Origin of the sequence: Streptomyces rugosispiralis (assembly GCF_024505145.1) — a bacterium.
GTDB classification, from domain to species: domain Bacteria; phylum Actinomycetota; class Actinomycetes; order Streptomycetales; family Streptomycetaceae; genus Streptomyces; species Streptomyces rugosispiralis.
In genome coordinates this window covers 1-9,735 of record NZ_JANIAA010000088.1, presented here as the reverse complement: position 1 = coordinate 9,735, position 9,735 = coordinate 1, and the positions used below count along the sequence as shown (strand labels likewise).

Annotated in this window: 2 protein-coding genes; both read right to left on the bottom strand. The window is 74.4% G+C overall.

Going from position 1 to position 9,735, the window contains the following annotated elements; all coding sequences use genetic code 11:
• A partial coding sequence (locus tag NP777_RS46095; RefSeq protein ID WP_256656187.1) for a type I polyketide synthase occupies positions 1-2,025 on the bottom strand: 2,025 nt, incomplete at its 3' end.
• 50 nt (positions 2,026-2,075) lie between these two features.
• On the bottom strand, positions 2,076-9,735 hold a 7,660-nt coding region (locus NP777_RS46090), incomplete at its 5' end, for a type I polyketide synthase (protein ID WP_256656186.1).

Genomic DNA, 9,735 nt, shown 5'->3' with positions numbered 1-9,735 from the left:
CGCAGCCAACTCACCAATCGAATGCCCCGACACATAGTCAGGCCGCAGACCCCACGCCTCCGAAACCAGCCGGAACAACGCCACCTCAACCGCGAACAACGCGGGCTGAGTGAACCCCGTCCGATCCAGTACCGCCGCGTCATCCCCGAACAGAACGCCCTTCAGCGGCCGCTCAAGATGCGGATCCAGCTCCGCACACACCGCGTCCAACGCCTCCGCGAACACCGGATAGGCGTCATACAACTCACGCCCCATCCCCAGCCGCTGACTCCCCTGCCCCGTGAACAGGAACGCCGTCTCGCCCTCGGCGACCGTGCCCTCGACCAGCCCGGTCGCGGACTCCCCCCGCGCCAGGGCCTCCAGACCGGCGGCCAGCCCGGCGCGGTCCTCGCCCACGAGCACCGCGCGCCGCTCCAGCGCCGCCCGGCCGGTGGCCAGCGAGTGACCCACATCGGCGGTGCCGAGGGCGGGTTCGCGGTCGAGGTGGGAGGCGAGGCGCCGGGCGTTGTCGCGCAGCGCCGCCGCGCTCCTGGCGGAGAGGAGCCACGGCAGCACGCGGGCGGTGACCGGCGCGGCGTTCGCGGCCGGAGTGGCGTCCCCGTCCGGCTCCGGAGCATCCTCCGGGGCCTCCGGCTCGGGGGCCTGCTCCAGGATGGTGTGGGCGTTGGTGCCGCTCACGCCGAAGGCCGAGACACCGGCCCGGCGCGGCCTGCCGGTCTCGTCCCAGGGGCGGGCCTCGGTCAGCAGGGACACCTCGCCCGCCGTCCAGTCCACGGTCGGGGACGGCTCATCGACGTGGAGGGTCTTGGGCATGAGGCCGTGGCGTATCGCCATGACCATCTTGATGACGCCCGCGACACCCGCCGCCGCCTGGGCGTGGCCCAGGTTGGACTTGAGCGAGCCCAGCCACAGCGGCCGCCCCTCGGGCCGCTCCTGGCCGTAGGTGGCCAGCAGCGCCTGCGCCTCGATGGGGTCGCCCAGCGTGGTGCCCGTGCCATGTGCCTCGACCACGTCGATCTCGGCGGCGGACAGCCGGGCGTTCTCCAGCGCCTGGCGGATGACACGCCGCTGGGACGGGCCGTTCGGCGCGGTCAGACCGTTGGACGCGCCGTCCTGGTTCACCGCGCTGCCGCGCACCACGGCCAGCACCTGGTGGCCGTGTCGGCGCGCGTCCGAGAGCCGCTCGACCAGCAGTACGCCGACGCCCTCGGACCAGCCGGTGCCGTCCGCCGACGCGGCGAAGGACTTGCAGCGGCCGTCGGGGGCGAGGCCGCGCTGACGGCTGAACTCCACGAAGACATCGGGGTTGGGCATCACGGTGACGCCGCCGACGAGGGCGAGCGAGCATTCGCGCTGCCGCAGCGCCTGGGCCGCCCAGTGCAGCGCGACCAGCGACGAGGAGCACGCGGTGTCGATCGTGGCGGCCGGGCCCTCGAGGCCGAAGGTGTAGGCGATACGGCCGGACAGCACGCTGGTGGCGCCGCCGGTGAGCAGCAGGCCCTCCAACTCCTCCGGCGCGCCCAGGACATCGGAGCCGTAGCCCATGGCCGAGGCGCCCACATACACGCCGGTGCGGCTGCCCTTGACGGACGTCGGGTCGATTCCGGCGCGCTCGAACGCCTCCCAGGACGTTTCCAGCAGCAGCCGCTGCTGCGGGTCCATGGCCAGCGCCTCACGCGGCGAAATGCCGAAGAATCCGGGGTCGAATTCGGCGGCGCCGTCGAGGAATCCACCGCCGCTGTTGTAGAAGGTGCCCTTGCGGTCGGGGTCGGGATCGGCCAGTCCCTCGATGTCCCAGCCGCGGTCGGCGGGGAATCCGGAAATGGCGTCGCCGCCCTCCGCGACCAACTGCCACAAATCCTCCGGCGAACCGACGCCACCGGGGAAACGGCAGCTCATCGCCACAATGGCGATCGGTTCCTGCGCGTCCGCCTCCACCTCGGTCAGGCGGCGACGGGCCCGGCGCAGCTCAGTGGTCATCCACTTCAGATTGTCGAGAAGCTTCTCTTCGTTCGCGCTAGCCACGGAAACGTCACCTCCTGATGAGGTCAGTTGGATTGAGGGCGGTCTTCACGTCAGGACCTTCCGAATTCATTGTTGATGATGTCGAAGATGTCTTCGGCGGAGGCGGCGTCGAGGTCGAGTTCATCGTCGTCGGCACCGTCGGCGCCCGCCGCGCTCTCGTTCTCGTTCCAGGTCCGCAGCAACGCTTCGAGACGCGCGGTGACCCGCTCGCGTTCCGTCGCGTCGTCGGAGACGTTGGAAAGGGTGAATTCCAGCTTGTCGATTTCGGCGAGGACCGGGAGTCCGGGGGTGGTGTCCTCGCCGAACAGGTCGGCGCGCAGCACACCGGCGAGGGCGCTGGGCGTCGGGTGGTCGAAGACCAGGGTGGCGGTGAGCTGGAGTCCGGTGGCCGCGTTGAGCCGGTTGCGGAGTTCGACGGAGGTGAGCGAGTCGAAGCCCAGTTCCTTGAAGGCCCGGCCCGCCTGGACGGCCGTGGTGTCGTCGTGTCCGAGGACGGCGGCGACCTCCGTACGGACGAGGTCGAGCAGGACCTTCTCGGCCTCGGGCCCGGTGAGCCCCGCGAGCCGCTGCCGCAGGGCCTCCGCCGGTGCCTCCGCCGTGCCGTCACCGCCCGCGCCCTCGGCCGGGTCCGCCGCGAGGGCGGCGCGCACCTCGGGCAGATCGGCGATGAGCGGACGGGGGCGGGCCGCGGCGAAGGCGGGGGCGAAGCGGCCCCAGTCGACGTCGGCCACGGCCACGGCGGTCTCGTTCCGGTCCAGCGCCTGCTGGAGTGCGGCGATGGCGGAGTGCGGGGCCATCACCGGCAGGCCGCGGCGGCGCAGTTGCTCGGCCGCCTCGTCGTCGGCGACCAGACCACCGTCCGCCCACGGGCCCCAGGCCACCGAGGTGGCGGGCAGGCCACGGGCGCGGCGCTGTTCGGCCAGCGCGTCGAGGAACGCGTTCCCGGCCGCGTACGCGCCCTGGCCGCCACTGCCCCACACCCCGGCGATCGAGGAGAAGAGCACGAAGGCGTCCAGCTCGGTGGCGCCGAGCAGCGCGTCCAGATGGGCCGCGCCCGCCACCTTGGCGGCCACCACATCGGCGACATCGGCCGGGGTGGTCTCCGCGAGCGGTGCGAACTGCCCGGCGCCCGCCGTGTGCACGACCGCCGTGAGCGGGTGCTCGGGGTGTTCGTCGCGGATCCGGGCCAGCAGCCCGGCCACCGCGTCCCGGTCGGTCACGTCACAGGCCGCGACGGTCACCTGGGCACCGGACGCGGCGAGTTCGCCGCGCAGCTCGGCGGCGCCGGGGGCGTCGGGGCCACGGCGGCTGGTGAGCACCAGATGCTCGGCGCCGTTCTCCGCCAGCCAGCGGGCCACATGGGCGCCCAGCGCGCCGGTGCCACCGGTGACCAGGACCGTGCCACGCGGCCGCCAGTGCGCGCTGTCGGCCGGGTCGCCCGCGGCGTGGGTGCTCTCGGCGTGGGTGCTCTCGGCGTGGGTGCTCTCGGCGTGCGCGATGCGGCGGGCCAGGACTCCGGCCGTACGGATCGCGAGCTGGTCCTCGTCGCCGTCGCCGTGTCCGCCGAGCACACCGGCCAGGCGGTCGGCGGCCCGTTCGTCGAGCGTCGTGGGCAGGTCGATCAGACCGCCCCAGCGCTCGGGGTGCTCCAGCGCGACCACCCGGCCCAGACCCCAGATCTGCGCCTGTGCGGCGCTGCCGACCGGCTCCGAGGCGGCGGTGGCGACGGCGCCGGAGGTGGCGCACCACAGCGGGGCGTCCAGGTCCGCGTCCCCGAGCGCCTGCACCAGCACTCCGGTGCGCAGCAGCCCGGTGGGCACGGCGGGGTGGTCGGGGTGCGCACGCTCGTCCAGCGCGAGCAGCGACAGCACGCCGTGCACGGGCTCGTCGGCGGCGGCCCGGCGGATCCGCTCGGCCAGGGCGGCCCGGTCGAGGTCCGCGCCGTCGGCCGCGATGCGCCGGATGTCGGCGCCCCGGTCGGCCAGCGCGGCCACCACCCGCCGCACGGTGTCGGCCTGGCCCGCGGCTCCGGCCGGTTCGGCGACCAGCCAGACGCCGGGGGCGGCGGCGAGCCGGGGCTCCGCCAGCGGCTTCCAGGTGACGCGGTAGCGCCAGCCGTCCAGCGCGGACCGCTCGCGTTCGCGGCGCCGCCACGCGGACAGCGCCGGGAGCAGCGCGCTGAGCGGCTGGTCCACGTCGATGCCCACGGCGTCCGACAGCGAGGCGAGGTCGTCGCTCTCGACCGCCTCCCAGAACCGGGCACCGGCCGTGTCGCCGGCCGTGGCCTCCTGGCCGGGCGTGGGGTGCGGGGTGCCCTCGAGCCAGTAGCGCCGCCGCTGGAACGCGTACGTGGGCAGCTCGACGCGGCGGGCGCCGGTCCCGGCGAACAGCGCCTCCCAGTCCAGCGCCGCGCCCCGGACGTGCAGCGTGGCGAGGGCTCCGGTCAGCGTCTCGGTCTCGGGGCGCCCGGCGCGCAGCACGGGCACGAAGGCCACGTCCTCGGCGCCCTCGTCCCCGGTGGTGACGCAGTCCTGCGCCATGGCGGACAGCACCCCGTCCGGGCCCAGTTCGACGTAGGTGGTGACGCCCTGGGCCTCCATCGTCCGGACCCCGTCGAGGAAGCGGACGGCGTGGCGGACGTGACGCACCCAGTAGTCGGCGGCCATGCCCAGCTCGTCGGAGATCTGCTGTCCGGTGACGGTGGAGACGATCGGGATGCGCGGCGCGTTGTAGGTCAGCCCCTCGGCGACCTTGCGGAACTCGGCGAGCATGCCGTCCATCAGCGGGGAGTGGAACGCGTGGCTCACGGTGAGCCGCTTGGTCTTACGGCCCTGCGCCTCGAAACCGGAAGCGATCCGCACGGCCGCGTCCGCGTCGCCCGCGATGACCACCGACGTGGGCCCGTTGAGCGCGGCGATGCCGACGCGCTCGGTGAGCAGCGGCTCGACCTCGTCCTCCGCCGCCTGCAGCGCGATCATCGCGCCGCCGGAGGGCAGTTCCTGCATCAGCCGGCCGCGCGCGGCCACCAGCGTGGCGGCGTCCTCCAGCGACAGCACCCCGGCCACGTGCGCCGCGGCCAGCTCGCCGATGGAGTGCCCGGTCAGGACGTCCGGCCGCAGCCCGGCGGCCTCGGCCAGCCGGAACAGCGCCACCTCGACGGCGAACAGGGCGGGCTGGGTGAACCCGGTCCGGTCCAGCGGTTCCTTGTCGTCCCCGAACAGCACGTCGTACAGCGGCCGCATCAGGTGCCGGTCCAGCTCGGCGCAGACCGCGTCCAGCGCCTCCGCGAACACGGGGCTGGCCTCGTACAGCTCACGGCCCATGCCGAGCCGCTGGCTGCCCTGCCCGGTGAAGAGCACGGCGGTGCGGCCCTCCGCGGGCACGCCCCGGATGAGCTGCGCGGCGGACTCGCCGCGCGCGAGGGCGGTGAGCCCCGCGAGCAGCCGGTCCCGGTCCGGGCCGAGGACCACCGCGCGGTGCTCCAGGGCGGACCGGGTGGTGGCCAGCGAGTACGCCACGTCCACCGGGTCCGGCCCGGCCTCGGCCGCGAGGTGGGCGCGCAGCCGCTCGGCCTGGGCCCGCAGCGCGTCCTCGCCCTTGGCCGACAGCGGCCAGGCCACCACATCGGGCCGGACGAGCGGGTGCCGCGGTGCGCTGTCATCCGCCGCGCCGTGGACCGGTGCCTGCTCCAGGACCGTATGGGCGTTGGTGCCGCTGAAGCCGAACGAGGAGACGCCCGCGCGGCGCGGACGGCCGGTCTCCGGCCACTCCACCTGCTCGGTCAGCAGCGACACCGCGCCCGCCGACCAGTCCACGTGCGACGACGGCTCGTCCACGTGCAGGGTGCGCGGCAGCACCCCGTGGCGCATGGCCAGCACCATCTTGATGATGCCCGCGACACCGGCCGCGGCCTGGGTGTGGCCGATGTTGGACTTGATGGCGCCCAGCCACAGCGGCCGGTCCGCGTCCCGCTCCTGGCCGTAGGTGGCCAGCAGCGCCTGCGCCTCGATCGGGTCGCCGAGCCGGGTGCCGGTGCCATGGGCCTCGACCGCGTCCACCTCGGCGGCGGACAGGCCCGCACCGGCCAGCGCCTGGCGGATGACCCGCTGCTGGGCGGGGCCGTTGGGCGCGGTCAGACCGTTGGAGGCGCCGTCCTGGTTGATGGCGGAGCCACGGACGAGCGCCAGCACCGGGTGGCCGTTGCGGCGGGCGTCCGACAGCCGCTCCACGAGCAGCATGCCCACGCCCTCGCCCCAGCCGGTGCCGTCGGCGCCCGCCGCGAACGCCTTGCAGCGGCCGTCCGGGGCCAGCCCGCGCTGGCGGCTGAACTCGATGTACGCACCGGGGCTCGACATGACCGTCACACCGCCCGCGAGCGCGAGCGAGCACTCGCCCTGGCGCAGCGCCTGGATCGCCCAGTGCAGCGCCACCAGCGACGACGAACACGCCGTGTCCACGGTGACCGCCGGGCCCTCCAGACCGAAGGTGTAGGCGAGCCGGCCGGAGACCACGCTGGCCGCGTTGCCCGTGCCCAGGTAGCCCTCGACGCCCTCGGGGACGGTGTGCAGCGAGGCGTCGTAGTCCTGCCCGTTGGAGCCGACGAACACCCCGGCTGAGGTGCCGCGCAGCGCCGCCGGGTCGATGCCCGCGCGCTCGAACGCCTCCCATGAGGTCTCCAGCAGCAGCCGCTGCTGCGGATCCATGGCCAGCGCCTCACGCGGTGAGATCCCGAAGAACGCGGCGTCGAAGTGGCCCGCGTCGTAGAGGAATCCGCCCTCGCGTGCGTAGAAGGTGCCGCGCGTGTCCGGGTCCGGGTCGTAGAGCGCGTCCAGGTCCCAGCCGCGGTCGGCCGGGAACTCGGCGATGGCGTCCCCGCCCGCGGTGAGCAGCTGCCACAGCTCCTCGGGCGACCGCACCCCGCCCGGGAAGCGGCAGCTCATGGCGACGATGGCGATCGGGTCGTCATCGGCGGCGGCCGTCACGGAAACCGGGCGGGAGGCGTCGGCGTCGGTGCTCGTTCCGATCAGCTCGCCGCGCAGATAGTCCGCGAGGGCGGAGGCCGTCGGGTAGTCGAAGACCAGGGTGGCGGGCAGTTGGACGCCGCTGGCGGCACCGAGCCGGTTGCGCAGCTCGACGGCGGTCAGCGAGTCGAAGCCCAGTTCGCCGAAGGCCCGGTCGGCGCCGATGGACTCCGAGCCGTCGTGTCCGAGCACCGCGGCCACCTGCGTACGGACCAGGTCCAGCAGCAGCCGGTCCCGCTCCGCCGCGCCCAGCCCGGCCAGCCGGGCGGCGAGCGAGGAGCCGTCGGCGGCGGGCTCGGTGACGGTGGCCTCCGCCGCCGCGCGGATCTCCGGGAGGTCCACGAGCAGCTGGCTGGGCCGCGCGGCGGTGAAGTCCGGTGCGAACCGGTCCCAGTCGATGTCCGCGACCGTGACCACCGTGTCGTCGAGGTCGAGCGCCCGCTGGAGCGCGCCGATCGCCAACTCGGCGCCCATCGGCGGCAGTCCACCGCGCCGCAGCCGCTGCTCCAGCGCCCCGTCCGTGGCCATCCCGCCCTCGGCCCACGGGCCCCAGGCGATCGAGGTGGCGGGCAGGCCCTGGGCGCGGCGCCGCTCGGCGAGCGCGTCCACGTAGGCGTTGGCGGCCGCGTAGTTGCCCTGTCCGGCGGCGCCGAACGTGCCGCTGATCGAGGAGAACAGCACGAAGGCCGACAGGTCCAGGTCCTGTGTCAGCTCGTCGAGATGGGCCGCGGCGGCCGCCTTGGCGCGCAGCACGCCGGTGAAGCGCTCGGGGGTGAGCGAGTCCAGTACGCCGTCGTCCAGCACCCCGGCCGTGTGCACCACCGCCGTCAGCGGCAGCTCGGCGGGGAGCCCGGCCAGCAGCCCGGCCAGGGCCTCGCGGTCGGCCACATCGCACGCGGCGACCGTGACCCGGGCGCCGGTAGCGGCGAGTTCATCGCGCAGTTCGGCGGCGCCGGGTGCGTCGAGGCCACGGCGGCTGGTGAGCAGCACATGCTCGGCGCCGCCCGCGACCAGCCAGCGCGCCACCTGCGCGCCCAACGCGCCCGTACCGCCGGTGACCAGGGTCGTACCGGCGCCCGGTGTCCAGGAGCCACTGTCGGACGCGGACGCGGGCACGGCGGCCCGGACGAGGCGGCGTCCGAACACGCCCGACGCCCGCACCGCCACCTGGTCCTCGCCACCGGCACCGGCCAGCGCCTCCGCCAGCCGTCCCAGCGCACGCTCGTCGGCCGTCTCCGGGAGGTCGACCAGACCGCCCCAGCGCTCGGGCACCTCCAGCGCGGCCACTCGGCCCAGACCCCAGAGCCGCGCCTGCGCGGGGCTGACCATGCCGTCCGAACGGCCCACGGCCACCGCGCCCCGCGTGGCCACCCACAGCGGCGCGCCGATGCCCGCGTCGCCCAGGGCCTGCGTCAGCGCGACCGTCCGCAGCAGCCCGTCGGCATTGCCATCGCCATCGCCATCGCCATCGCTGTCGTTGTCGCTGTCCGCGAGGGCCAGCAGGGAGAGCACACCGCCGGTCACGGGTGCGTCGCCGATGGCCCCGGCCAGCCGCTCGGCCACCGTGGCGCGGTCGTCGTCGGCGGTCAGTTCGACACGGCGTACGTCGAGGCCACGGTCGTTCAGCAGCCGTACGGCACCCGCGACCCAGACGTCCTCGGCCGCCTCGACCGGTACCACCACGAGCCAGCCGCCGGTCAGGGACGCGGCGGAACGGTCGGTGACCGGCTTCCACGACACCCGGTAGCGCCAGCCGTCCACCGTCGAACGCTCCGACTGCTGCCGCCGCCACGACGACAGCGAGGGCAGCAGGGCCTCCAACGCGCCGTTGTCCTCGGTGCCGAGATTCAGGGTCTCGGCGAGCGAGGCCAGGTCCGCGCGCTCGACGGCTTCCCAGAAGCGGGCGTCGACCGCGCTCTGAGCCGTGGCCTCGGGGGTCGCGGTGGCCGTCCGTACGTCCAGCCAGTAGCGCCGCCGCTGGAAGGCGTACGTCGGCAGCTCCACGCGCCGCGTGCCGGTTCCGGTTCCGGTTCCGGTTCCGGCGTAGAACGCCTCCCAGTCCAGGGCGAGTCCCCGGGTGTGCAGGGCGGCGAGGGCGGTGGTGAGGGCCTCGGCCTCGGGGCGGCCACCGCGCAGGGCGGCGACGAAGGCCGCCGTGTCACCTTCGGTGAGGCAGTCCTGGCCCATGGCGGAGAGCACACCGTCGGGGCCCAACTCGACGTAGGTCGTGACGCCCTGGGCCTCCAACGTCCGAACGCCGTCGAGGAAGCGAACCGCCTCGCGGACGTGGCGCACCCAGAAGTCGGGGCTGGTGATCTCCTCGGCGGACACCACGCCACCGGTGAGGTTGGAGACGATCGGGATACGCGGGGCCTCGTAGCTCAGCCCCTGCGCCACCTCGCGGAACGCCTCCAGCATCCCATCCATACGCGGCGAGTGGAACGCATGGCTCACGGCGAGCCGCTTGGTCTTACGACCCCGCGCCTCAAAACCGGAAGCGATCTCCAGAGCCGCGTCCTCGTCGCCCGCGATGACCACCGAGGTCGGGCCGTTGAGAGCGGCTATCGAGACGCCCTCGGTGAGCAGCGGCGCCACCTCGTCCTCGGACGCCTGGACGGCGACCATCGCGCCACCGGCGGGCAACTCCTGCATCAACCGGCCACGCGCCGCCACCAACTTCGCCGCATCA